At 66.6% G+C, this 24398-nt stretch carries 25 protein-coding genes; 14 read left to right on the top strand and 11 right to left on the bottom strand.

From position 1 onward, the window contains the following. Positions 1-2: 2 nt before the first annotated feature. The 5 genes from ACQ5J0_RS01305 to ACQ5J0_RS01325 form a co-directional block, all read right to left on the bottom strand. The gene (locus ACQ5J0_RS01305; RefSeq protein WP_462568727.1) at positions 3-830 is read right to left on the bottom strand and encodes a segregation and condensation protein A; all 828 of its coding nucleotides are present in this window, start codon (positions 828-830) and stop codon (positions 3-5) included. Then, positions 827-1846: a beta-N-acetylhexosaminidase gene (gene nagZ, locus ACQ5J0_RS01310; RefSeq protein WP_462568728.1), complete on the bottom strand. Its 1020-nt coding sequence runs from the start codon at positions 1844-1846 to the stop codon at positions 827-829. Before nagZ ends, ACQ5J0_RS01305 begins: the two co-directional genes overlap by 4 nt. Before the next feature lie 99 nt (positions 1847-1945). Next, on the bottom strand, positions 1946-2638 hold the full coding sequence (locus ACQ5J0_RS01315; RefSeq protein ID WP_462568729.1) for an SPOR domain-containing protein: 693 nt from the start codon (positions 2636-2638) through the stop codon (positions 1946-1948). Between the two features lie 11 nt (positions 2639-2649). Continuing rightward, positions 2650-4398: an arginine--tRNA ligase gene (gene argS / locus ACQ5J0_RS01320; protein ID WP_462568730.1), complete on the bottom strand. Its 1749-nt coding sequence runs from the start codon at positions 4396-4398 to the stop codon at positions 2650-2652. Between the two features lie 89 nt (positions 4399-4487). Continuing rightward, a complete protein-coding gene (locus ACQ5J0_RS01325; RefSeq protein WP_462568731.1) occupies positions 4488-5138 on the bottom strand; it encodes a hypothetical protein in 651 nt (216 codons plus the stop codon). A gap of 74 nt (positions 5139-5212) precedes the next feature. Between ACQ5J0_RS01325 and ispH the strand changes: the two genes are divergently transcribed. The 3 genes from ispH to rnhA are packed head-to-tail and all read left to right on the top strand — an operon-like array spanning position 5213 to position 7651. Continuing rightward, positions 5213-6184 carry a 4-hydroxy-3-methylbut-2-enyl diphosphate reductase gene (gene ispH / locus ACQ5J0_RS01330; RefSeq protein ID WP_462568732.1) on the top strand — a complete coding sequence of 324 codons (972 nt, stop codon included), beginning with the start codon at positions 5213-5215 and terminating at the stop codon, positions 6182-6184. 9 nt (positions 6185-6193) lie between these two features. Then, entirely contained in the window at positions 6194-7180 is a 987-nt protein-coding gene (gene thrB / locus ACQ5J0_RS01335) for a homoserine kinase (RefSeq protein ID WP_462568733.1), read from the top strand. A gap of 27 nt (positions 7181-7207) precedes the next feature. After that, entirely contained in the window at positions 7208-7651 is a 444-nt protein-coding gene (gene rnhA / locus ACQ5J0_RS01340) for a ribonuclease HI (RefSeq protein WP_462568734.1), read from the top strand. 6 nt (positions 7652-7657) lie between these two features. Here the strand turns inward: rnhA and ACQ5J0_RS01345 are convergent, their stop codons facing one another. Together ACQ5J0_RS01345 and ACQ5J0_RS01350 are read right to left on the bottom strand one after the other, a co-directional pair. Beyond that, complete coding sequence (locus tag ACQ5J0_RS01345) at positions 7658-8752, bottom strand: NAD(P)/FAD-dependent oxidoreductase (RefSeq protein WP_462568735.1); 1095 nt, start codon at positions 8750-8752, stop codon at positions 7658-7660. Next, positions 8749-9747, bottom strand: coding sequence for an alpha/beta fold hydrolase (locus ACQ5J0_RS01350; RefSeq protein ID WP_462570153.1), 999 nt, complete (start codon positions 9745-9747; stop codon positions 8749-8751). The genes ACQ5J0_RS01345 and ACQ5J0_RS01350 overlap by 4 nt, the downstream gene beginning before the upstream one ends. Before the next feature lie 76 nt (positions 9748-9823). On the opposite strand from ACQ5J0_RS01350, the gene ACQ5J0_RS01355 reads away from it, so the two are divergent. The 7 genes from ACQ5J0_RS01355 to ACQ5J0_RS01385 all read left to right on the top strand — a co-directional run bounded on the left by ACQ5J0_RS01355 (position 9824) and on the right by ACQ5J0_RS01385 (position 17281). Beyond that, positions 9824-10537 (top strand): A24 family peptidase, encoded by a 714-nt coding sequence (locus ACQ5J0_RS01355; protein ID WP_462568736.1) that lies wholly within the window; start codon positions 9824-9826, stop codon positions 10535-10537. A gap of 91 nt (positions 10538-10628) precedes the next feature. Then, entirely contained in the window at positions 10629-11663 is a 1035-nt protein-coding gene (gene cpaB / locus ACQ5J0_RS01360) for a Flp pilus assembly protein CpaB (RefSeq protein ID WP_462568737.1), read from the top strand. 89 nt (positions 11664-11752) lie between these two features. Beyond that, positions 11753-13279 (top strand): type II and III secretion system protein family protein, encoded by a 1527-nt coding sequence (locus ACQ5J0_RS01365; protein WP_462568738.1) that lies wholly within the window; start codon positions 11753-11755, stop codon positions 13277-13279. 14 nt (positions 13280-13293) lie between these two features. After that, positions 13294-13938 (top strand): CpaD family pilus assembly protein, encoded by a 645-nt coding sequence (locus tag ACQ5J0_RS01370; protein WP_462568739.1) that lies wholly within the window; start codon positions 13294-13296, stop codon positions 13936-13938. A 3-nt stretch (positions 13939-13941) separates the two neighbouring features. Beyond that, positions 13942-15237 carry an AAA family ATPase gene (locus tag ACQ5J0_RS01375; protein WP_462568740.1) on the top strand — a complete coding sequence of 432 codons (1296 nt, stop codon included), beginning with the start codon at positions 13942-13944 and terminating at the stop codon, positions 15235-15237. A 53-nt stretch (positions 15238-15290) separates the two neighbouring features. Continuing rightward, a complete protein-coding gene (locus ACQ5J0_RS01380; RefSeq protein WP_462568741.1) occupies positions 15291-16262 on the top strand; it encodes a type II secretion system F family protein in 972 nt (323 codons plus the stop codon). 17 nt (positions 16263-16279) lie between these two features. After that, positions 16280-17281, top strand: a complete 1002-nt coding sequence (locus ACQ5J0_RS01385; RefSeq protein ID WP_462568742.1) for a type II secretion system F family protein — start codon at positions 16280-16282, stop codon at positions 17279-17281. A 37-nt stretch (positions 17282-17318) separates the two neighbouring features. On the opposite strand, the gene ACQ5J0_RS01390 is transcribed toward ACQ5J0_RS01385, so the two are convergent. The 4 genes from ACQ5J0_RS01390 to ACQ5J0_RS01405 form a co-directional block, all read right to left on the bottom strand. Then, a complete protein-coding gene (locus ACQ5J0_RS01390) occupies positions 17319-17801 on the bottom strand; it encodes a MarR family winged helix-turn-helix transcriptional regulator (protein ID WP_462568743.1) in 483 nt (160 codons plus the stop codon). Between the two features lie 52 nt (positions 17802-17853). Then, on the bottom strand, positions 17854-18726 hold the full coding sequence (locus ACQ5J0_RS01395) for a crotonase/enoyl-CoA hydratase family protein (protein ID WP_462568744.1): 873 nt from the start codon (positions 18724-18726) through the stop codon (positions 17854-17856). A gap of 71 nt (positions 18727-18797) precedes the next feature. Then, a complete protein-coding gene (locus ACQ5J0_RS01400) occupies positions 18798-19583 on the bottom strand; it encodes an SDR family NAD(P)-dependent oxidoreductase (protein WP_462568745.1) in 786 nt (261 codons plus the stop codon). A gap of 109 nt (positions 19584-19692) precedes the next feature. Continuing rightward, positions 19693-20865 (bottom strand): acetyl-CoA C-acetyltransferase, encoded by a 1173-nt coding sequence (locus ACQ5J0_RS01405; RefSeq protein WP_462568746.1) that lies wholly within the window; start codon positions 20863-20865, stop codon positions 19693-19695. 141 nt (positions 20866-21006) lie between these two features. Between ACQ5J0_RS01405 and ACQ5J0_RS01410 the strand changes: the two genes are divergently transcribed. From ACQ5J0_RS01410 to ACQ5J0_RS01425, 4 genes are read left to right on the top strand one after another with little or no spacing between them, the layout of a single operon-like run. Next, positions 21007-21747, top strand: a complete 741-nt coding sequence (locus ACQ5J0_RS01410; RefSeq protein ID WP_462568747.1) for a 2OG-Fe(II) oxygenase — start codon at positions 21007-21009, stop codon at positions 21745-21747. Next, positions 21744-23432 carry a tetratricopeptide repeat protein gene (locus tag ACQ5J0_RS01415; protein WP_462568748.1) on the top strand — a complete coding sequence of 563 codons (1689 nt, stop codon included), beginning with the start codon at positions 21744-21746 and terminating at the stop codon, positions 23430-23432. The genes ACQ5J0_RS01410 and ACQ5J0_RS01415 overlap by 4 nt, the downstream gene beginning before the upstream one ends. A 2-nt stretch (positions 23433-23434) precedes the next feature. Beyond that, positions 23435-23947 (top strand): class I SAM-dependent methyltransferase, encoded by a 513-nt coding sequence (locus ACQ5J0_RS01420; RefSeq protein ID WP_462568749.1) that lies wholly within the window; start codon positions 23435-23437, stop codon positions 23945-23947. Positions 23948-23965: 18 nt separating this feature from the next. After that, positions 23966-24352, top strand: coding sequence for a hypothetical protein (locus tag ACQ5J0_RS01425; RefSeq protein WP_462568750.1), 387 nt, complete (start codon positions 23966-23968; stop codon positions 24350-24352). Positions 24353-24398: the final 46 nt, after the last annotated feature.

A 24398-nucleotide genomic window follows, 5' to 3' on the forward strand; every position in this document is an offset into this window, starting at 1 on the left:
GCTCATGCCCTGACGCGGCGCAGCCGCAGCGGACCGAACACCTCGTCCTGCGCCAGTTCGGCCTTGCCCGTCTTGGCCAGTTCGAGCGCGGCGACGAAGCTGGAGGCCAGCGCCGAGCGGCGCAGCCGCGGCTCGGCATGCGGCGGCAGGAATTCGCGCAGTTCCATCCAGTCGAGCGTCACCCCGAGCATCGCCGAGACCCGGCCGAGCGCGCTCTCGAGCGACATCACCGGACGGTCGCGAACCATGTGGACCGCCGGCGCGGTGCGAGCCTTGACCTGGCCATAGGCCTCGATCAGCGCGTATTGGTCGCATTTCCAGCGCGTCAGCTTCTCGATCCGCAGCCCCTCGGGCGCGCCGCGCAGGAAGACGTCGCGGTCGATCCGGTCGCGGCCCATGAGCCGCGCCGCCGCCTCGCGCATCGCGCCCAGCCGCTGCAGCCGCAATTGCAGCTTGAGCGCCAGTTCCTCGGGCGACGGCTCCTCCTGCTCGTCCCTGGGGAGCAGCAGCGAGGATTTGAGATAGGCGAGCCAGGCCGCCATCACGAGGTAATCGGCCGCGAGCTCGAGCCTCAGCGCCTCGGCCTGGTCGATATAGTCGAGATATTGATCGACCAGCGCGAGGATCGAGATCTGGCGCAGATCGACCTTTTGGCGCCGCGCGAGGTCGAGCAGCAGGTGGAGCGGCCCGGCCCAGACGTCGAGATCGAGATAGAGCGCGTCCTCGTCCGCCTCGCGCCGATCCGCCGCGCGCTCCGTCCAGTCTTCGTCTTCGGCCGTCCGCGATCCGTCCTCATGCGGCAGATCGAGCAGCAGGCCGTCCTGGCTCACGCGGCCTGTCCGGCGATCGCCAGCAGCGCGTCTCGCTTGGCGATCAGCTCGCCGTGATCGAAACTCTCGGGCACATCGCCCATGGCGGCGAGCGCGCGGTCGAGCCGTGCCGTTCCGGGCGCGGTCATTGTGCCGCAGCGCTGCGCGATGCCGATCATGTCGTCTATCCTGGCCCAGCAATTGAGCACCACGTCGCAGCCGGCGGCGATCGCCCGCTCAGCGCGCTCGGGGATCGTGCCCTTGAGCGCTTCCATGTCGATATCGTCGGTCAGCAGCAGGCCGTCGAAGCCGATCCGGCCGCGGATGATCTGCTCGATTACGATCGGCGACAGGGTGGATGGCCGCTCGGCATCCCAGGCGGTGAAGAGCAGGTGCCCGGTCATCCCCAGCACCGCGTGGTTGAGCCGGATGAAGGGAGCGAGATCGTGCGCTAGCTCCTCCTCGCTGGCGGTGACGGTGGGCATTTCCTTGTGGGTGTCGACCACCGAGCGCCCGTGCCCGGGCATGTGCTTGATGCATCCCAGCACGCCCGCTCTGGCAAAGCCGTCGAGGATCGCCCGCCCCAGCGCCGCAGCCTGCATCGGTTCGTGGCCGAGCGCGCGGTCGCCGATGATATCGTGGGCGCCGGGCTGCGGAAGGTCCAGCGGCGGATGGAAATCGACCGTGATCCCGACTTCGCCCAGTTCGAGCGCGAGTGCATGGGCATTGAGCCGCGCCGCCTCGATCGCGCTGGCCGGCGCGATCTGGTAGAGCCGGTCGAACACCGCTCCGGGGGGAAAGGCGCTCCATTCGGGGGGCTTCATCCGCGCGACCCGGCCGCCTTCCTGATCGATCCCGATAAAGAGCCGGTCGCGGCCATGGATGGCGCGCAGCTCGTCGGTCAGCGCGCGCAATTGAGCGCGGCTCTGGCAATTGCGTCCGAACAGGATGTAGCCCACCGGGTCTGCCTCGGTGAAGAAGGCGCGCTCATCTGCGGTCAGGCTTGGGCCGGCAATGCCGAAGATCGCTGGTGTCATCGCACGGGAATCGCAGCTTCGCGCTGCTTTCGCAAGCAAGCCCTCGAGCCGCATGTGGAAATCGCGAGGGCCAGGTCGCGCGCGCTCCCCCGCCCTCGCCTATTTTACCGTGCAGGGCAGCCCGTCGCCGTTGAGCGCCTGACACATCCGTCGCGCGTTCGCGGCATCGCCCGCCTCGGCCTGGAGCCGGAATACGGTGCCGATATCGGCGCGGCCCTCGACGATGCGGTAGTCGACGCCCGAAAGGACTTCTGTCTGCCGGATCAGTGTACTCCAGCCGGTCTCGGCATCCGCGCGGCTGGAATAGGCGCCGACCTGCACTGCGGTGCCCGCGGGAAGCGCGCCCGACCGCGCCGGCGCCGGCTGGCTGGGGGCATCGTCCTCGGGCTCCGCTGCAGGCTCGGTGGCCACCGGTGTCGGCGCCAAGCGCCCCTCGCGGGTCTGGCCTTCGCCCACCGCGAAGCTGGTGTCGCCGGTCCCGGCGAAGGTTTTGCCGCCTTCGTCCTCGGGTCGCACGCGATAGGGCTCGGCGGGCGCTTCGATCAGCGAGCCGTCCGGATCCGGGCTGCCGCCCGCAGCACGGTTGGTGAACCACCAGATCGCGCCGACGATCAGCCCCAGCGCCGCAAGCATAAGCAGGCCGATGCCGATCAGCCTGGCGGTGTCGAAACCCTGATCGCCGCCCTCGTCGTCGTCGACCGATTCCAGCCACGGCAGGCTCTCGCCGTCCCGGCCCAGATCGAGCTCTTCCCCCGGATAGGTCTGGCTGTGTCCGTCTTCGCCCGCAATCACCCCGAAGCCCCTTACATTTCCTCGACGGCCTCGACGCCCAGAATGGCAAGGCCGTTACGTATCACCTGCCCCACCTGCGTGGCCAGGAACAGCCGCGCGGAGGTGAGTGTCTCATTGTCGGACTGGATCATCCGCAGCGAAGAATCGTCGTTACCCGCGTTCCAGAAGCTGTGGAAGGCGCTGGCGAGGTCGTTGAGGTAGAAAGCGATCCGGTGCGGTTCGCGCGCCTGCGCGGCGGCCTCGACCATCCGCGGGAACTGCGCCGCCTCGCGGATGAGCGCCAGATCCGCCTCGCCCAGCAGTTCGAGCGAGCCTGCAGCCGGTGACAGCCCCTGCTCGGCCGCCTTACGAAGCGTCGAGTGGATCCGCGCATGCGCGTATTGCACGTAGAACACCGGATTGTCCTTCGAGGCCTCGACCACCTTCGCGAAGTCGAATTCCATCTGCGCGTCGGGCTTGCGGGTCAGCATGGTGAAGCGCACCACGTCCTTGCCCACCTCCTCGACCACATCGGCAATGGTGATGAAATTGCCGCTGCGCTTGGACATCTTCACCGGCTCGCCGCCGCGCATCAGCTTGACCATCTGGACCAGCTTGACGTCGAAGGGCACATCGCGCCCTGCGCCTTGAGTCAGCGCGGCGACCGCGGCGGTGATCCGCTTGACGGTGCCGGCATGGTCCGCGCCCCAGATGTCGATCAGCGCATCGGCGGTCTCGGCCTTCTGGAAGTGATAGGCGAGATCGGCGCCGAAATAGGTCCATTTGCCGTCGGACTTGCGGATCGGGCGATCCTGGTCGTCGCCGAATTTCGTCGAGCGGAACAGCGGCAGCTCGACCGGTTCCCAGTCCTCGGGCGGGGCCTTGCCCTTGGGCGCCTCGAGCTCGCCGTCATAGACCAGGTCCTGCGCGCGCAGCCAGGCCTCGGCCTCCTCGGGCTTGCCCGCCGCCTGCAGCGCGGCTTCGGAGGAAAACACGTCGTGCTCGATGCCCAGCTTGGCGAGATCGGCGCGGATCATTTCCATCATCGCCTCGATCGAGGCGGCGCGGAACGCTGCCAGCCACTCCGCCTCAGGCGCGTCGAGGTGGCGATCGCCATATTCGCCGGCCAGCCGCTCGCCCACCGGCTTGAGGTAGTCGCCCGGATAGAGCCCCTCGGGGATCGTCCCGATCTCCTGCCCCAGCGCCTCGCGGTAGCGAAGATGCGCCGAGCGGGCGAGGACATCGACCTGGCCGCCCGCGTCGTTGACATAATATTCGCGGATTACGTCATGGCCCGCGAAGGCGAGCAGGTCGCAGAGTGCATCGCCCACCACCGCGCCGCGGCAATGGCCCATATGCATCGGCCCTGTCGGATTGGCCGAGACGAATTCGACATTGACGCGCGTGCCATTGCCCCTGGCGGAGCGGCCGTAATCGTCGCCCAGCGCGGCGATGGTCGCGAGTTCGCGCAGCCAGACCGACTGGTCGAGGCGGATGTTGATGAAACCTGGGCCGGCGATATCGGCCGCAGTGATATCCGGATCGCGCGTCAGATGCGCGACGATCTTGTCCGCCAGCGCGCGCGGATTGCTCTTCGCCTGCTTGGCCAGCACCATCGCCGCGTTGGTCGCCAGATCGCCATGCGCGGGATCGCGCGGCGGCTCGACCGCGACGTTGGAGCGGTCGCTGCCCGGCGGCAGATCGCCTTCCATCTCGAGCGCGTTGAGCACCGCATCGATCTTGGCGGCGTAATGGGCGTGGAGGGTTTGAGTGTCGGTCATGTCTCGGCCAGGCTGCGCGCCCGCGGGGAACGCGTACGGATCGAACCGTGGAATGCGAAGGCGCCGCCGAGGCAGCGGCGCCATGCGGTTTAGCGTGTCGCGTTGTAGGCGAGTTGCTCTTCGGTCAGCTGGAAGCCGACCAGCAGTTCGAAGGTTGCGCGCTCGATGGCGGCGCGGACGGTGGGATCGGCCAGCGGGTCGAGTGCGGCATCGGGGTCGCCCGGTTCGCGTCGGCGGGTGATCTGCTCGCGGATCTCGGCGGGCAGCGTCGCTTCGGCGCGATCGACATAGGCGCCTGCGGTAGCGCGGGCGCTCGCCCGGGCTTCGCCGTCCGCGAAGGCGAAGGTTACCTCGCCGACCCGTTTTGTGACCACGGCACTGCCGCCGCGCAGGACGGTAGAGAAATAGGGCAAGGTTACCTGGCGCGCGCCCCGGGTGTCGCTGCGGCGAGCGAGCACGTCGAAACTGGCCTCCGAATAGATCCGGTCGCCGGTTTCGTTGCAGGTGGCGAGGACATTGGTGATCGTCGCCGTCACATCGATTTCGCTCGCCAGCCGCGACCGCGGATCGCGGAACACGGTCACGTCCCCGGTATAGTCGGGCACGCCGACCGCAGGGCAGACGCTTCGCACCGCAGTGATGCCGACACCCTGATCGACCACGAGATCGCCTTCGCTGGCGCAGGCGGCGAGGCCCAGACCGAGGACAATCGCGGGAAGCTGGCGGAAGCGGAAAGTCATGCGTGTCGTATCCCTCGAATTCCTATGGCCGCATCCCCTAGCGAGGGCGCGTGCAAAGCGCTAGGGGGAGGCTTATGAATGCTCCCTTGCAACCCGCCGACCTCAAACCCGCGCTCACACTGCTGATCGCGGCGCCGCGCGGCTTCTGCGCCGGCGTCGATCGCGCCATCGAGATCGTCGAGCGGGCGCTCGAGAAATACGGCGCTCCGGTCTATGTCCGGCACGAAATCGTCCACAACCGCTATGTGGTCGAGGCGCTCAAGGCCAAGGGTGCGATATTCGTCGAGGAACTCGACGAGGTCCCCGACGACATGCCCGTGGTGTTCAGCGCCCATGGCGTCCCCAAGGCGGTTCCGGCTGAGGCCGAACGGCGCAAGCTGCTCTATGTCGATGCGACCTGTCCGCTGGTCAGCAAGGTCCATCGCCAGGCCGAACGCCTGATCGAGAAGCAGCGCCACATCCTGTTTATCGGCCATTCGGGTCATCCCGAGGTGATCGGGACGATGGGCCAGGTCGCCGATGGTGAAATGACGCTGGTCGAGTCGCTCGAAGACGTCGCCACGCTGCCCTTCGGAGCACAGGACGAGCTGTCCTACCTGACGCAGACCACGCTTTCGGTAGACGACACCGCCGAGATCATCGCCGCGCTGAAGGCGCGCTTCCCGCATATCCAGGGACCAAAGGCGGAGGACATCTGCTACGCCACCAGCAACCGCCAGGCGGCGGTCAAGCGGATCGCCCCGGCCAGCGATCTGGTGCTGGTGATCGGCTCGCCCAATTCCTCGAACTCGCTCCGGCTGGTCGAGGTCGCCGAGCGGCTGGGCGCCAATTCGCGGCTGATCCAGCGCGCCGACGAAATCGAGCCCGAATGGCTCGACGGAGTGGGCACACTCGGGCTGACCGCGGGCGCTTCGGCACCCGAAATCCTAGTACGCGAAGTCGTGGAACGCATCTCGCAATGGCGCGACGTTCACGAACAGACCATCAAGGCGGCGGAAGAGAAGATGGTCTTCAAGCTCCCGCGACAACTCACCGACCCGGACTGACCTGCCCTCTTGGCGGTCTACACCCATCTCGCATCGGAAGACCTGGCCGCGCTGATCGCGGCCTATGACGTCGGCGAACTGGTCTCGGCCAAGGGCATCGCCGAGGGCGTCTCCAACAGCAATTGGCTGATCGAAACCAATGGCAAGGATGGCGCTGGCACCGGCAGCGGGGGCGTGCGCTTCATCCTGACGATGTACGAGAAGCGCACCGATGCGGGCGAACTTCCGTTCTTCCTCGGCCTGCTCGACCATCTTGCGGCGCGAGGCTGTGCGGTTCCCGCGACGATCCACGATCGCGACGGGGCGGCGTTTCGCAGCCTCGATGGCAAGGCGCTGGCGCTGATCGAGTATCTCCCCGGTATTTCGCCCGACACGCCCACCCCCGCGCAAGCCAATGAGGTCGGCGCGGCGCTGGCGCAGGTTCATATGGCGGCTGCCGATTTCGACCGCACCCGCGCCAACGATCTCGACGTCGGTGCCTGCGCGGCGATCCTCGATCGCTGCGGCGAGACCCGTCTGGCTGGCATCGATCCCGAGCTGCCGCAATGGCTCCCCGCGGCGCGCGAACTGGCCGCGCGCTGGCCGCAGGACCTTCCGTGTTCGATCATCCATTCCGATCTGTTTCCCGACAACGTGCTAATGCTAGGCAAGCGGGTGACCGGGCTGATCGACTTCTATTTCGCCTGCGATGACATGATGGCCTACGATCTCGCCGTCACCCACGCTGCCTGGTGCTTCGATCGCAGCGGCACGAAATTCGCAGCCGATGTCGGGCAGGCACTGGTCGCAGGCTACGAATCGGTGCGCCCGCTGGAGCGCAGCGAACGCGAAGCGCTGCCGCTGCTGGCGCAAGGGGCGTGCCTGCGCTTCACCGCCAGCCGGACGCAGGACTGGCTCGACACCCCGCCCGACGCGCTGGTGACCCGCAAGGACCCGATGGATTTCACACGGCGCTGGAAATATTACGCCGAGCACGGGAATCGGGTCTTCGCGTGAGCCCGCGCCCGCGCTAGGGATTTGCCCATGAAACGCGTCGAATTGTTCACCGATGGAGCCTGCAAGGGCAATCCCGGCCCCGGCGGCTGGGGCGCGCTCCTGCGGCTCGGGCCGCACGAGAAGGAATTGTCGGGCGCGGACCCCGCCACCACCAACAACCGTATGGAGATGATGGCGGCGATCAAGGGCCTGAGCGCGCTGATCGAGCCCTGCGAGGTCGATATCTACTCCGACAGCAAATATCTGATCGACGGCATCACCAAATGGGTCGCGGGCTGGCAGAAGCGCGGCTGGATCAACGCCAGCAAGAAGCCGGTGCGCAACGAGGATCTGTGGCACGAGCTGATCGCCCAGACCGCGCGTCACACCGTGACCTGGCACTGGGTCAAGGGGCACTCGGGACACCCCGAGAACGACCGCGTCGATCAGCTCGCCAGCGACGAGGCGGACCGCATCGCGGCCGCGCGCTAGGCGGCGCTAACCGAACCGGCCGGGCGCATAGAGTGCGGCATCGAGACCTTCGGTCATGGCGTCGCGCTCCTGGCCGAGCAGCAATTGCGCGGTCAGCCGCGCCGCGGCGGGCGCGGTCTGGATGCCGTAGCCGCCCTGCCCCGCGAACCATGCAAACCCTTCGACCTGCGGATCAAAGCCATAGACCGGCAAACGGTCGGGCGCGAAGCTGCGCAGGCCAGCCCAGCGGTGCTCGACCGCCTCGACCCGCCAGTCGACCACCTGCGACAGGCGCTCGATCGCTTCGGCCACGTCCAGTTCCTCGGGCGCGGCGTCGCATGGGGCGCTGGGCACCTCGTCGTTGGGGCTGAGCCAGAGCTTTCCCGCCTCGGGCTTGAAATAGAAGCCGCCGGCGATGTCCAGCACCAGCGGCAAATCGGCCGGCGGTGCCGGATCGGTGCGCAGCTGGATCACCGTGCGCCGCAGCGGGGAAATTCCCAGCGGGCGGGCTCCGGCCAGCCGCGCCAGTTCGTCCGCCCAGGCTCCGGCCGCGTTGACCAGCGTCCCGGCGACGAAAGTCTCGCCGCGTTCGGTCCGCAGCGCCCAGCCGCCATCGTGCTGCGCCGCGGCCGTCAGGCGAGCGCGGGTTTCCAACCGCACTCCGCGTTCGCGCCCGAGTGCCAGATAATGCGCGTGCAGCCCGGCGACATCGATATCGGAGCACGCCGGCTCCCATATCGCCGCCTGCCATTCCGCCAGCAGGTCGGGCGCCTTTGCCACCACGGCCTCGCGATCAAGCAGCTCGATGGTCGCCCCCGTCCCGGAGAAGCGATCGAGAAACCCGCGGAGCAGCGCGCTGTCCTGCTCGCGCCCGATGTAGAGCGCCCCGCGCTGCGTCAGGAACCCGCGCTCGCGCAGATACGGACCCGATGCCAGAGTCAGCGGCACGATCTCCGGCCCGCCATAGCATTCCTCCCAGAACGCGGCGGACCGGCCGGTCGCGTGATAGCCCGGCCGCTCCTCCGCCTCGAGCAGCAGAACCCAGGCGTGCGGCGCAAGCTCGGCGGCGAGGCTCGCTCCGGCCATCCCGGCCCCGACGATGGCGAAATCGAACGTGCTCATGCGGTTTGCGGCGGCGCGGCCCGATCGAGGAAATCGGCAATCGCCGCCATCGCGCGATCCCGCACCGGATCGACCTCGCGCAGGATCTCGTGGCGCGCCGCCTTGCCGAAGGCGAGCAGTTCGCCCCGCGGCAGGCGCTCCGCCGCGCGGACCACCGCATCGTGGCTGACCAGCCTGTCGTTCGCGGCCGAGACGAGCAGCACCGGGACCTGCACCGCCTCCATCGCGCCGGCCGCGTCGAGCACGCGGCGCGAGGCATAGGCGCGCTCGACCCAGCCCCAGCTGCCCGGCCCCATCACCAGCTCGGGCCGCGCCTCGCGCCACCACAATTCATCGCCATAGCGCTCGTCGTCATGCGTCAGCAGCGACTGGCGCGAGGCGGGCATCTCGCCGGGCTTCTCGCTCCATTTCCACGCTGCCCGCGTCGGCACGCCAATCCTGGTCATCAGCTTCGCAACCCAGTGCTGCACCGGCAGCGGTAGCGGCGGCCCCGCCATGCCGAGCATCGGCGCGGTCAGCACCGCCGCATCCGGATCGACCCGCCGCTCAACCAGCGCACGAAGCACGAGATGCCCGCCCATGGAGTGCCCCGCAAGGACGTGCGGCCCCGGGGTCTCGGCCTTCCATGCGGCCCAGAACCCCGCCAGATCGTCCACCCAGATGCCGAAATCGGCGATATGGCCGGTTACCTCATCGGTCCCGAGCCGGCCGGACCCGGCCTGACCGCGCCAGTCGGCCGCGGTCACCCGCCAGCCGGCGCGGTGCCATTGCTCGAGCGTCTCGAGATATTTCTCATAGGCATCGCCGCGGCCCGGCAGGAACAGGATCGACCCGCGCGGACTGGCCGCGTCGCCGGGCCAGTCGATCCGCCGCAGCGGATGGCCGTCTGCGGCCGTCCAGTGCGATTCGCGCGCTGAAGCCGGGATTTCTCGGCGATTGATCGCGTTTCGAAGGTCTCCGCAACCCCCGGCCTCTTGCTGTTTGTCCGCCGCGATGGTCGCCTCCCGATGGTTACCGTTTGGTAAGCACGTTCCTGTAGCACGCTCCCAAAGGACGATCCTCAGGGACGAAATGCACGCAATTTTCACCTACGTATTGCTCGCCGGGTTGGCAATCGCACTGCTGGTAGTGGTCGTCACCGATCTGCGCAGCCGGACCATCGGCAATTGGCTCAATGCAGGCATCGCGCTCGCGGCGCCGCTGTTCTGGTGGGCGAGCGAACTGGCACTGTGGCCCGGTGTCGCGATCCAGCTCGGCATTGCCGCTTTGACCTTCGTTCTATGTTGCCTGTTCTTCGCGCTGCGACAGATGGGCGGCGGCGACGTCAAGCTGCTGACCGCGCTGGCGCTGTGGATACCCCCGGCGGCCTTTCTCGACCTGCTCGTCATCATGGTCCTGGTCGGCTGGGTACTGACGCTTGTCATGGGGACTTGGCAGGTTGCCCGCTCCGGGAGCGCCGGTGCCGCCCCGCGGCGGGATCTCGGAGTGCTGATCGGTTGCACGCTGATTGCGGCGGCTTTCGCCAGCGCCGTTTTGGGCGGACCGAGCCTCCGCCTGCCCTCCGCGCTCGCCGAGGTCGCCTCCGGAGGTCTGGTCGCGACGCTCGTGCTCGCGCTGCTGCCGGTTCTGCTTCTGGTCGCCGTGACATTGGCCTCGCTGCGCGTCCTGCGCCGCCAGGAGGAGCAAATCCGGGTACCCTACGGGCTCGCCATTGCGACCGGGGGAATCTGGATCCTTGCCACCCGCGATCTTGTCTCCGCCGTGCCCACGGCCGCTTTCGGTTGAAAACGCGATCTTAACCAATCGGGCTCTATGCCCTGAAACCATAGTCGTCCGCCGCGTCTTGCAGGCGGACAAACAAGGGGCCTTGTAAGCCATGGATAGGAAGAAGCTGGTTCTGCTGGTTGGCGCGCTGATCATTGCGATCGGTACGGCACTGATCGCCCGGAGCATGTTCGCAGGCGCCGCCGCGCCGCAGGTCGAAGCGGCTCAGGTCGTTGCGCAGGGTCCCAAGGTTCTGGTCGCGCAACGTGCATTGCCGGTGGGCACGATCATTACCGCCGACGCCATCGGCTTTCAGCTGTGGCCGGGCGAAATGGTGGCCGACGCTTATTTTGTCGAAGGCGAATCCGACATGACCCAGTTGCTGGGGACGGTGGTGCGCCATCCGATCACCGCCGGCCAGCCGGTGACGCAAGGCTCGCTCGTGAGTCCCGGCGACAGCGGCTTCCTCGCCGCAGCTCTCGGGCCGGGCATGCGCGCCGTGACGGTACCCGTATCCGCCAAGACCGGCGTCGCCGGCTTCGTCTTCCCGGGCGACCGTGTGGACATCGTGCTGACCCAGACCGTTAGTGGTACTCAGGGACAGCCGCTGAACGCCTCGGAAACCATTCTGCGTAACCTTCGCGTACTGGCGACCGACCAGTCGACCACCCAGGAAGTTGTCGAAGGCAAGACGGTCGTCAAAGAAACGCGCACCGTTACGCTCGAAGTGACGCCCAAGATCGCCGAAAAGATCGCGGTGGCAGAAACCATCGGCCAGCTCAGCCTTTCTCTGCGCTCGCTGGCGGACAGCCAGAGCGAACTCGAGCAGGTCCTCGCGCGCGGAGATATCGTCATTCCCGACGATGCCACGCCCGAAGAAGAAGAGAAGCTGCTGCGTGCAGCCATGGCACGGCCGAACGACGCGCGTGGCTCGTTCGCAACCGGCGGGGATGTATCGCGCTTCCAGCGCTCCTCGGTTCCGCCGCAGACTGCGCCGCAAACCGCGGATCGTACAATGGATATCTCGCAGTCCGGACCGGGCTCTCCGGGGCCTGCGGCTGAGACCCGCACCGTTCCGCGGGGGCCGATCGTTCGCGTGACCCGCGGGCAGGAAACGTCCGAAGTGGCCGTCGGAAAAGCGCGATGATCAGCAAGCTAGACGCAGGACGGGATAACCCGGTGAAGCTGGACAGGACTGCGGTCGACCCAATCGAAGCCATCAGGGGGCTTAAACCAATGAAACGTCGTCTCACTGCCAAAATGCTGCTCGCCAGCCTGGCGCTCGCGCCGCTGGCCGGCATTCCGGCGAGCGTCGCCACGGCGCAGAGCTCCACCCAGCCGTCGCAAAGCATCGTCATCTCGATCGGCAAGGGCGAGCTCATCAACGTCCCCGGCAGCATGACCGACATCTTCGTCGCCGACGATACGATCGCCGACGTCCAGGTGAAATCGCAGCGCCAGCTCTACGTCTTCGGGCGTGCGGGCGGCGAGACAACGATCTACGCCAGCAACGCAGCGGGCGACATCATCTGGTCGGCCAACGTCCGCGTCGGCTCCAACATCGGCAGCATCGACCAGATGCTCGCGCTGGCGATGCCCGAAGCCAAGATCTCGGTTGCCACCATGGGCACCAACACTGTCCTGCTGACCGGCACCGTGGCTGCGCCCGAGGACGCCGCGGAAGCGCAGACGCTAGTCGAAGCCTTCGTGGGCGAAGAATCGAACGTCATTAGCCGGCTGCGGATGGCAACGCCGCTGCAGGTGAACCTTCAGGTGCGCTTTGCCGAGGTCAGCCGTTCTCTCGTTCGTACGCTTGGCGCCAATCTCGCCACCGTCGACAGCACCGGAGGCTTCCAGTTCGGTGTTACAAATGGAAGCCAGCCGAGCGTGCTGGTTCCGGGAGCCCCGCTAGGTGTCGGCGTAACGCGACCTGGAGCGTCATCGATTCCCGGTGCCGGTATCGGATCGACACTCGGATTCGCTGGCCAGCTACTCGGGCTCGACATCGGGGCCGCGCTCGACCTAGCGGAAACGCAAGGTCTGGTGACGACACTGTCGCAGCCCAATCTGACGGCCCTGTCCGGCGAAACGGCTCAGTTCCTTGCTGGCGGCGAGTTTCCTATACCGCTTGCCCAGGGGCTCGGCACCACGACGATCGAATACAAGAATTACGGCGTCAGCCTAGCCTATACGCCCACGGTTCTGGCCAATGGACGAATCTCAATCCGAGTCCGCCCGGAAGTCTCCGAATTGTCTACGCAAGGTGCTGTCAATCTCAATGGCTTTCAGGTCCCCGCGCTTATCACCCGGCGCGCGGAAACGACGGTGGAGCTGGGGTCGGGGCAGAGCTTCATGATCGCGGGGCTGCTTTCGACCAATGCGCAGAATTCGATCGAGAAGGCGCCTGGTCTGGGCGACGTGCCGATCCTGGGCAATCTGTTCCGCTCCACCAGTTTCCGCCGCGGCGAAACCGAGCTGGTTATCGTGGTCACGCCCTATCTGGTCAAGCCGATCGACGGCAGCCGCATCGCATTGCCGACCGACGGGTATCAGTCGCCCAACACGGCGCAGACCCTGTTCGGCTATTACGAGAACGACGGCATATCGGGTGCGAGCCGTCCCGGACCGACGGTTTCCGACGCAATTCAGGTCGCACCGCAGGTTTTGCGCGCTCCCGATGCGCAGGCCGCCACCCAGCCCGCGGCTCCGCGCCGCCAGGAACGCGGCGACGTCGCCGCCGCTCCCGGCTTCAGCTTCAAGTGAGGGGACGAAGACCCATGCGTATCAATTTCAATCGCAAGCTCGCCGGGGCCGTCGCCCTTTCGCTTGGCGTAGCACTCGCCGGCTGCGGGACCATGGCGGATAATCGCTCGCTTTACAGCGTCAAACAGCCCGTCGTCGAGCGCGCCAATTACACGCTCGACATCGCTGCCCCGCAGGGGGGGCTGCCGATCAGCGAACAGCAGCGGCTGGCCGGCTGGTTCGAGGCGATGGACCTGCGCTATGGCGACCGCATCTCGATCGACGACCCGGTCAATTCCCTCGCCACGCGCGAAGCGGTTGCCGCGCTCGCCGGGCGCTACGGCCTGATGGTGACGGACGGCTCGCCGGTTACCGAGGGCTATGTCGCTCCGGGCCAGGCGCGTGTCGTCATCACCCGTTCCACCGCGTCGGTTCCGAGCTGCCCGGACTGGTCGGTGAAGACCGAAGCGAATTACAACAACGCCACCTCTCCGGGCTTTGGTTGCGGCGTGAATTCGAACCTCGCGGCCATGATCGCCAATCCGGAAGATCTGATCGCGGGTCAGGCTGGCACCGGCGAAACCGTCGTGACCACTTCTACCAAGGCGATCAACGCCTATCGGGCGGCCGAGCCGACCGGCGCGGGCGGGCTCGGCCAAGTCGATTCCGGAGGGGAATAAGCCATGAATGCACCTTGGAAATCCGGCACGTCCGGCAACAATCGCGATCCCTTCGCGGCCTATATCTGCGACGAGAATGCGCTCGATGTGCTGCGTCCGGTGGTCATCGAACTCGGCTGGGCGCCGGAGAAGTGCAACAAGGGCGGATTGCGCAACGCCATCCAGTCGCTTTCGGTCAGCGCCAGCCCCAATATCCTGCTGGTCGATCTGTCGGAAAGCGGAGATCCGCTCAACGACATCAACTCGCTCGCCGAGGTTTGCGAGCCGGGCACCGTCGTGATTGCCATCGGCCAGGTCAACGACGTGCGGCTCTACCGCGATCTGCTCGCAAGCGGAATCCACGATTACCTGCTCAAGCCGCTGTCGGCGACCGCGCTGCGCGATTCGCTCAACCAGGCGCAGACGGTTTTCAGCGCACCGCGCACCGGGGAAGTCGAAGCGGTCAAGAGCCACGTGTCCACCGCGATCGTGGGCACCCGCGGCGGTGTCGGCGCCTCTACGCTGGCGACCTCGCTCAGCTGGTATTTCGCCTCGAACAAGCACCTCTCCACCGCCCTGCTCGATCTCGACATCCATTTCGGGACGGGGGCGCTGGCGCTGGATCTCGAGCCGGGCCGCGGCCTGACCGATGCGATCGACAATCCCAGCCGAATCGACGGTCTGTTCATCGAACGCGCCATGATCCGGGCGCACGACAATCTTGCCATCCTGTCGGCGGAGGCGCCGATCAATTCGCCGCTGATGACCGACGGCGCGGCCTTCCTCCAGCTCGAGGAAGAGTTCCGCCAGGCGTTCGAGATGACGGTCATCGATCTGCCGCGCAACATGCTGATCAATTTCCCGCATCTGCTCAACGACGTGAACATCGTGGTGCTGGCGACCGAGATGACGCTCGCCTCGGCGCGCGATTCGATCCGGTTGCTCTCGTGGCTCAAGACCAATGCCAGCCACGCAGTGCCGATCGTGGTTGCCAACAAGGTGCAAGCCGGCACCGCCGAAATCAGCAGATCCGATTTCGAGGCCTCGATCGAGCGCAAGATCGATTTCACCGTCCCCTTCGATCAAAAGGGCGCCGCCACAGCGGCCAAGCTGGGTCAGCCCTTCATCGAAGCGAATGTCCAGAGCAAGGCTGCTTCGGCGATCAAATCGCTCGGCGAGCGCATCATCAGCGGGATCGCGGAACAGGGCGAAGACGCTAGCGATCTCGGCAAGAAGTCCTTGCTCGGCAGCTTCGATCTCAAATCGCTGCTGGCCAAGAAGCCCAGGGCCAATTCCCCGGCGGCAGCAGGCGCAGACTGACTCCCGGCGGGCGGAAGCGGACATGATGGAATGAATATGGTCGGAGAGACAACATGAGCACGATCCAGTTCCTGCTCGTTATCGCCGGCACCCTCGGGGTGCTGGTGCTCGGCTATGCCATGCTCTCCGGGCCGTCACCTGCCAAGGCGGGACAGCGCCGGCTGCAGCAGGTCCGTTTCCGCCATTCCGAAAGCACCGACACCAAGGTCGAATCGCAGTTCAAGAAGGCGATCGCCGCGCGCAAGCCCAAGCCTCAGCGCGTCGCCGGCTCGACTTCGCGGCTCGAAGCTCTGGCTATCCGGCTCGACCGAACCGGCAAACGCTGGAGCCTGTCGCAATACGCCTACACTTCGCTCGGTCTGGCGCTGGTGTTGACGGTGCTGTTGTTCTTGCGAACCGGCGCGCTTCCGCTGGCGCTCTGCGTCGGAGTGTTCGCAGGCGCGGGTCTGCCGCATATGGTGGTGGGCCATCTGGTCAAGAAACGGACCAACCAATTCAACGCCAAATTCCCCGACGCCATCGAACTGCTGGTGCGCGGTCTGCGCTCCGGCCTTCCCGTCACCGAAACGCTGGCGGTCGTGGCGCAAGAGGTTTCCGGACCGGTTGGCGAGGAGTTCAAGTCCATCGTCGAGCGCATCAAGATCGGCCGCACCATGGAAGAAGCGCTTCAGGTCACCGCCGATCGGCTTGGAATACCGGAGTTCAACTTCTTCTGCATTACGCTCGCCATTCAGCGCGAAACCGGCGGCAATCTGGCTGAGACGCTCTCCAACCTCTCCGACGTGCTGCGCAAACGCGGGCAGATGAAGCTCAAGATCCGCGCGATGAGCTCGGAATCCAAGGCTTCGGCCTATATCGTCGGCGCCCTGCCCTTCATCGTGTTCGGCATGATCTGGTGGATCAACCCCGAATATATCGGCGGCTTCTTCACCGAAGACCGCCTGATCGTCGCCGGACTCGGCGGTATGGTCTGGATGGGTATCGGGGTCTTCATCATGGCCCAGATGGTCAGCTTCGAAATCTAAGGGACGGAGAGAGCACAATGGATTCGCCCGCCGGCCCCACGCTTCTCGGCTTCGACGTCATCATGGTCGGCTCGATCCTCGCCGGGATCGCCGCCTTTGCAGTGATTTTCGCGATCTACACCGCGGTCACGATCAGGGACCCGATGGCCCGCCGGGTCAAGGCGCTCAACGAGCGGCGCGACGAGCTCAAGGCTGGGATCGTCACCAACAACGCGAAGAAGCGGCAGAGCCTGGTGCGCAATTCCGACACCACCGACCGGGTGAAGGACACGCTCGACAGCATGAAAGTGCTGCAGCAGAGCCAGATCGAGGATATCCAGCAAAAGCTCGCCCACGCCGGCTATCGCAACAAGGAACTGGCGGTTCTCATCATCGGCCTGCGCCTGGCGGTGCCGTTGATCCTGGGCGGACTGGTGTTCCTCTACGTCTATCTGCTCAACAGCTTCCCCGAATGGGGCGACATGAAAAAGCTCGCCGCGCTGACCGCGGCGGTCGGTCTGGGCTACAAGGGTCCGGAAATCTACCTCAAGAACAAGGCCAAGAAGCGCACCGATGCGATCCGCAAGGGACTGCCCGACGCGCTCGACCTGCTGGTGATCTGCGCCGAAGCAGGTCTCACCGTAGATGCCGCCTTCAACCGCGTCGCCAAGGAACTGGGCCGCGCCTATCCCGAACTGGGCGACGAATTCGCGCTCACCGCGATCGAACTGTCCTTCCTCAACGAGCGCCGCAAGGCCTTCAACAATCTCGCCTATCGTGTCGATCTCGAAGACATCAAGGGCGTGGTCACGACCATGGTGCAGACCGAGAAATACGGCACCCCGCTGGCCTCGGCGCTGCGCGTGCTCTCGGCCGAATTCCGCAACTCGCGCATGATGCGCGCCGAGGAAAAGGCCGCGCGCCTGCCCGCGATCATGACGATCCCGCTGATCCTGTTCATCCTGCCGGTGCTGTTCATCGTCATTCTCGGCCCGGCTGCGTGTTCGATTTCCGATGCGTTCTCGGGCGGGATAGGATGAGCATTCTGCGAATGATCGCGGGGAAAGTCTGTCGGCTCTAGCCCACGAGGCTCTCGGCGTCGAAGTCGCCCGCGGCTTCGCGCAATCGCACCAACATGTCCCGCAACTGGTCGCGCTCGCTCGCCTCGAGAACGGAAAACAGCTCGGCCTCGATCTTCTTGGCCAGCGGCATGATGCCGGCATGGACCCCGCGCCCTTCGGTGGTCAGCTGCAGCAGATGCGAGCGGCCGTCGGCCTCGTTGGGGGTGCGTTCCGCCAGGCCGCGCTGTTCCAGCTCCTTGCAGGCACGGCTGACCGGCACTTTGTCCATCAGCGTGAGCTGGGTCAGCTGGCGCTGGGTCAGCGGCCCGCTGTCGCCCAGCACCGCCATGATCCGCCATTCGGTGGTGCGCAGCGCGAAGCGCCGGCGATACTGCTCGGCGATGCGGGTCGAGACCGCGTTGGACGCGATCGAGAGCTGATAGGGCAGGAAGTCCGCAAGGCGCTGGGAAGGCTGGCGGGCAGGCTGGGATTTCGACATGGCCGCAACCCTAACCCTCCTGCCCGCCTTGGCAAGACCGTTTCAACCGCAACTACTTGTAGCCGGGCTCGTCCCACCAGGGGTAGAAATCGGGCATCTCGCCGCTGACCCTATCGGGATAGGCGGGCGGGCGCTTCTCGAGGAAGCTGGCGATGCCTTCCTTGGCATCCTCGCTGCGGCTGAGGCGATAGATCGCGCGGCTGTCGATCCTATGCGCCATCATCGGGTGCTCGGTCGCCGAGAGCCGCCACAGCATCGCGCGCGTCATCGCCACCGAGACCGCGGAGGTGTTGTCGGCGATCTCGCGCGCGATCGTGCGCGCCGCATCCAGCAATTCGCCGCGCGGGTGGAGCGAGCGCACCAGCCCGCGATCCAGCGCCTCCTGCGCGGAAAAGATCCGCCCGGTCATGCACCATTCGAGCGCGGTCTGCATTCCCACCAGCCGCGGCAGGAACCAGCTCGACGCCGCCTCGGGGGTGATCCCCCGGCGCGCGAAGACGAAGCCGAAGCGCGCGTCGTCTGCAGCGAGGCGAATATCCATCGGCAGCTGCATGGTCGCGCCGACCCCGACCGCGACCCCGTTGCAGGCCGAGATCAGCGGCTTCTTCGAATTGAACAGCCGCAGCACCAACCGCCCGCCCCCGTCGCGCACGCGCTCGTCCGAGAGGTCCTCGACCGGATTGGGGTCGGAGAAGACATGGCCGCCGCCCTCGGGCGTCAGATCGGCCCCGGCGCAGAAGGCGCGATCGCCCTCGCCGGTAAAGATCACCGCGCGCACGCTGTCGTCGGCATCGGTGACGTCGATCGCCGCGATGATCTCGGCCATCATCACCCGGGTGAAGGCGTTCATCTTCTCCGGGCGATGCAGCGTCAGCGTGGCGATGCCATCGGCGATATCGAGCTTGATCTGCGTGTAGTCGGCCATGTCTCTCTCCTCGTTCCGTCGGCCCAAATGAAAAGGGCGGCCCGCGAGCCGCCCTTCCCCTGTGCTGGTTCCTAACGCGGTGCCATCCGGATCGCGCCGTCGAGGCGGACATCCTCGCCGTTGAAATAGCCGGTCTCGATCATGCACATCGCCAGCTTGGCGTATTCCTCGGGGTTGCCGAGCCGCTTGGGGAAAGGAACGCTGGCGGCGAGCGCTTCCTTCACCTGCGGCGGCGCGGCATTCATCAGCGGGGTGTTGAAGATACCCGGCAGGATGGTGTTCACGCGGATGCCCTCGCGCATCAGATCGCGCGCGATCGGCAGGGTCATGCCCACCACGCCGCCCTTCGACGCCGAATAGGCGGCCTGGCCCATCTGGCCGTCTTCCGCCGCCACCGAGGCGGTGTTGACGATCGCGCCGCGGTCGCCGTCTTCGCTCAGCGGTTCGAGCGTCATCATCCCGGCGGCCGATTTGGCGATGCAGCGGAACGTGCCGATCAGATTGACCTGGATCACGAAGTCGAAGGCCGAAATCGGGAAGATCTTGATCTCGCCCGACTGCTTGTCGCGGCTGACGGTCTTGATCGCATTGCCGATGCCCGCGCAATTGACGAGGATCCGCTCCTGGCCATGCGCTTCGCGCGCCTTGGCGAAGCCGGCGTCGACCTCCTCGTCGCTGGTGACGTTGACCTTGCAGAACACGCCGCCCAGTTCCTGGGCGAGCGCGGTGCCCTTCTCCTCGTTCATGTCGAAGATTGCGACCTTGCCGCCCTTCGCCGCAATGGCGCGGGCGGTGGCGGCCCCGAGGCCCGAGGCGCCGCCGGTGACGACTGCGGGGGTATTGGCAGAAACTTCCATGTGATCTCTCCTGATATTTCGAATTCGTCCCAGCCCATGCCGGGACGCAATGCAATGATTTGTCTGCGAGCGGCAGTGGCCCCGCCTCCCGCCGAGATGGCGATGTCAGCTAGACGATTTCGACGATGGTGACATTGGCGACGCCGCCGCCCTCGCACATCGTCTGCAGGCCGAACTTCTTGCCGTTGCGGCGCAGCGCGTGGATCAGCGTGGCCATCAGCTTGGTGCCGCTCGCCCCCAGCGGATGGCCCAGCGCGATCGCGCCGCCATGGATATTGAGCCGTTCGGGATCGGCACCGGTGTGCTTGAGCCAGGCCAGCGGCACCGGGGCGAAGGCCTCGTTGACCTCGTAGAGATCGATATCCTCGATCTTCATCCCGGCGCGCTCGAGCGCGCGGTCGGTGGCGAACAGCGGCTCCTCGAGCATGATCACCGGATCGCCCGCGGTGACGGTGAGGTTGCGGATCCGCGCCAGCGGGGTGAGCCCGTGCTCCTTGAGCATCCGCTCGGAGACCACCAGCACCGCGCTCGACCCGTCGCAGATCTGGCTGCTGGAAGCCGCGGTGATCTTGCCGTCCTCGGACAGCTTCTTGACCGACTGGATGCCCTCGAGCGTCGCATCGAAGCGGATGCCCTCGTCGACAGTGTGCCAGGCCTCGCCCTCGGCGGTCTCGATCGCGATGGGCACGATCTCGTTCTCGAAGGCGCCCGCCTCGGTGGCCCGCTTCGCCTTGAGGTGGCTCTGCAGCGCGAATTCATCGAGATCGTCCTTCGAGAAGCCGTGCTTCTGCGCGATCATTTCCGCGCCGGCGAATTGCGACCACTGGATGCCGGGGTATTTCTCTTCCAGACCGGCCGATTTGTAGTGCCCCAGCCCTTCCTTCATGTGCAGCATCGCGGTCGAGCCCATCGGCACCCGGCTCATGCTCTCGACCCCGGCGGCGATCACGCAATCCTGGGTCCCGCTCATCACCGCCTGCGCGGCGAACTGGATCGCCTGCTGGCTCGATCCGCACTGGCGGTCGATGGTGACCGCGGGCGTGCCCTCGCCCAGATGCTTGGTCGCCAGCACCGCGTTACGTCCGACCTGCATCGCCTGCTCGCCGCCCTGGCTGACGCAGCCCATGATCACATCGTCGACGGCCTTGGGATCGATCCCGCTGCGCTCGATGATCGCATCGAGCGATCGCGCGGCGAGATCGACCGGGTGGATGCCCGCAAGCCGGCCTCCCCGTTTGCCCCCGGCGGTGCGGACGGCTTCGACGATATAGGCTTCGGGCATTGCGGCTCTCTCCGGTTTTGTTTTGCTACTCGTTTTTCGATTGCGTAAGGTGCCGCGCCGGAGCGGTCAAGCCGCTGAACCGCGGCGCTCGTCCCGCAGCTTGCCAAGGGACGCCTCGCGCGGCAGAAGTGGCGGCGCACCATGGAAAAAGCGCTCTTCGAAATAAACCCGCGGCTCGACCGCCCCGCCCTTGCCCGCCGCTTTGCCGAGCGCACGCGGGTGCAGATCCGCGATGTGCTGACCCCGGAAACCGCGCGCGAAATCCGTTCGATCCTCCAGGCGACCCGCTGGAGCCTGGCGATGCGCGGCGACGATTCCGCGGACACCCCGCCGCAATCGATCGCCAATGCCGAACTGGCGACACCGGCGGGGGTCGAGAAGGCCAACCGTCTCGCTCGCCAGGCGCACGAAGCGACCGCGCGCGGCGATTACGGCTTCCGCTACGCGCATTACCCGATCATCGAGGCGCTCAACCAGAGGTGGGATCCGGGCGGACCTTATGAATTGCTGCTCGAATATCTCAACGCTCCCGACTTTCTCGACCTCGCGCGCGAGGTGACCGGCATTCCCGAACTCGTCCGCGCCGACGGGCAGGCGACGCTCTACACCGCGCAGCATTATCTGGGCCGCCATATCGACAGCCATGTCGCCGAGGGCTGGCGCGTGGCCTATGTGCTCAATCTCGCACGCGAGGACTGGCATCCCGACTGGGGCGGCTACCTCGCCTTTCTCGACGAGGAAGGCGACATAATCGAGGGGTTCCGTCCGCGCTTCAACGCGCTCAACCTGTTCGCCGTGCCGCAAAGCCATGCGGTGACCTATGTGCCCCCCTTCGCGCCGGTCGGGCGCTATGCGATCACCGGGTGGTTGCGGGACCGGTGACCCGGCAGGCGCCGCGGCAATGGCACGATCTTGCCATCGCGGCCGAACGCGCCGGCGATCCGGCGCAGGCCCGCGCGATCCTGGGCCAGGGCCTGGCGCAATGGCCGGATCATGCGGACCTGTACAACGAAGCCGGTTCGCTGGCGCTGCGAGCCGGCGAGGCCGCGCAGGCCGAGACGCTGTTCGCCCGCGCCTGCTCGCTCGATCCCGGCAATCCGGATTTCGCCATCAACCGCGCCATCGCGCTCGGCAGGCTCGATCGCCACGAGCAGGCCTGCGAGTTGCTCGCGGGTATAGAAGACGCGGCCCAGGCCCTGCCGCGCTACTGGTCCGCACGCGGCAATGCGGCGCGCGCGGCGCGGCGGATGGCGGATGCCGCGCGCTCCTACGACCATTGTCTGGCGCTCGACCCGCGACACCCGCGCGGGCTCCATGGCCGTGCGCGTGTGGCGATCGAGCGGGGCGAGGCGGAGGCCGAAGCGCGCTTCGATACCGCGCTCGCGCTCAATTCGCGCGAACCCGATCTCTGGCTGGGCAAGGCGCAGGCGCTCGATGTCGCCGGGCATAGCCAGGCGGCAAGACAGATCATGGAGCAAGTGACCGCGCAGGCCCCCGGCTGGCTCGAAGGCCTCAAGTTCCTCGCTCAGCTCAAACTGGCCGCGGGGGAAAGCGATTTCGCCGGCCACTACCGCGAGGCGGCCCGCCGCCAACCAGCAGACCCCGGGATCCTCTATGCCCATGCCGAGATCCTGGCAGGACTCGATTTTGCCATCGAGGCTGCGGAGGTCGCTGCCAAGGCGCGCGCCCGCTTCCCGCAACAGCCCGGTTTCGCGCTCCTCGAAGCCGCCCACGCGGGGTGTGCCGGCGACGATGAGCGTGCCGAAGCGGTTTTCGCGAAGCTCGCTCTTCAAACCCCGCCGCGCTGGATCCAGGAAGCCCGTCATCGAATTCGGAGGGGCGAATTCGAACGAGCGGAGCGGCTGCTGGAACGGGCCTTGGAAGGCGACCCTTGGAACATCGCCGCCTGGGCCCTGCGCGGCGTCGTCTGGCGGCTGACCGGCGATCCGCGCGCCGAGTGGCTGCATGATCAAGAAGGCCTGGTTCAGTGCCTGCCGCTGCAGGGAAGCGAGGACCTGCTCGGCGGCATCGTCGCGCAACTGCGCCAGTTGCACGCGAATTCGCCGCTTCCGCTCGGACAGTCGTTGCGCGGAGGGACGCAGACGCGGGGTATCCTCTTCGAGCGGACCGAGCCGGTTCTGGCGGAACTGCATGCGGCGATCCTAGCAACGATCGGGGATTACCGGGCCGGTCTTCCAGCCTTGGACGGGAAGCACCCCCTGCTTCGCCATGCCGATGCCAACCTCCAGCTTGCGGGGTCCTGGTCGGTGCGGCTGACCGGCGGCGGCGACTATCACACCGCCCACATCCACCCGCAAGGCATCCTTTCTTCCGCGCTGTATTTGATTGTCCCTGAGGATGCACGGGGCGAGGAACAGAGTGGCTGGCTCGAGCTCGGTCGCCCGCCGCCCGATCTGCGATGCGGTCTTGCCCCCCTGGCGACCATCACGCCCGAACCGGGCCACCTCGCGCTGTTTCCCAGCACGCTCTATCACGGCACCACGCCGTTCGGCGATGCCGAGCGAATGACGCTGGCCTTCGATGTCGTTCCGGGGGTGGGGCGCTAGAGATGAGCCCGGACCGCCCCGACGTCGGTCCTTGGGCGGAGTTCTGGTCGGATGCGGCGCGCGGGGGCAAATCAACAATGGAGGGGGGCTGCCTGCCGCATCATTCGGCCGCGCTCGAAGCTGCGCAAAAGACCGCATGGCACCGGTTCGCACAGACCATGCCTCGGTCCGCGAGGCTGCTCGACCTCGCCACGGGCGACGGCCGGGTGCTCAAATGGATGCTCGCGCGGCGTCGCGACCTCAAGCTGACGGGCGTCGATCTGGCGCCGCGGCTTCCCGACGCGCCGCGCGGCACCAAGCTGCGCGGGGGAATAGCCATGGAGGCGCTGCCCTTTCCCGACGACCGGTTTCACGCGGTAACGAGCCAATTCGGGATGGAATACAGCGAGCTGGAGAGGTCTGCCGCCGAGACCGCCAGAGTGCTGCGGGGCGGCGGCCGGGTAGCGCTTCTGGTCCATCGTTGCGATGGACCAATCCTCGAGCACAATCGGCGCCGTGCCATGGCGATCCAGTGAGCGCTCGACGACGCGCGGGTGATCGCCCGCGCGGAAACCGCTCTCACCCTGGGGCCGAACGGGCTGCGGGACGCGCTCGGCATCGCAACGGATGCAGCCCGGGAGGGGGCGCAGCTCCTCGGCCAGACCTCGCCAGGCTGGGAAATCTCCGAGGCCGTTCGCCGGACGCTACTCATGGGCACACCGAAGGATATACAGCCGATGCTGGCGACCCTGCGAAGCATCGCACGCATGGCGCGCAACGAGCTCGCACGGATCGATGCCCTCGATCGGGCTTGCACCACGGCGGACGACCAGGAGCGCTTCGTCCTCGCCTTCGCCGGATCCGGACTACGGCTGCGATCCGCCCAAGAGGTGTGCGAGCCCTCCGGCAGAGCCTTCGCGAACTTCCTCACCTTCTCCTAGGACGAAGCCAACGCCCGGGCGGGTGGCCTTCCCGTCATGCGACCAA

The organism is Qipengyuania sp. SM2512 (assembly GCF_054954005.1).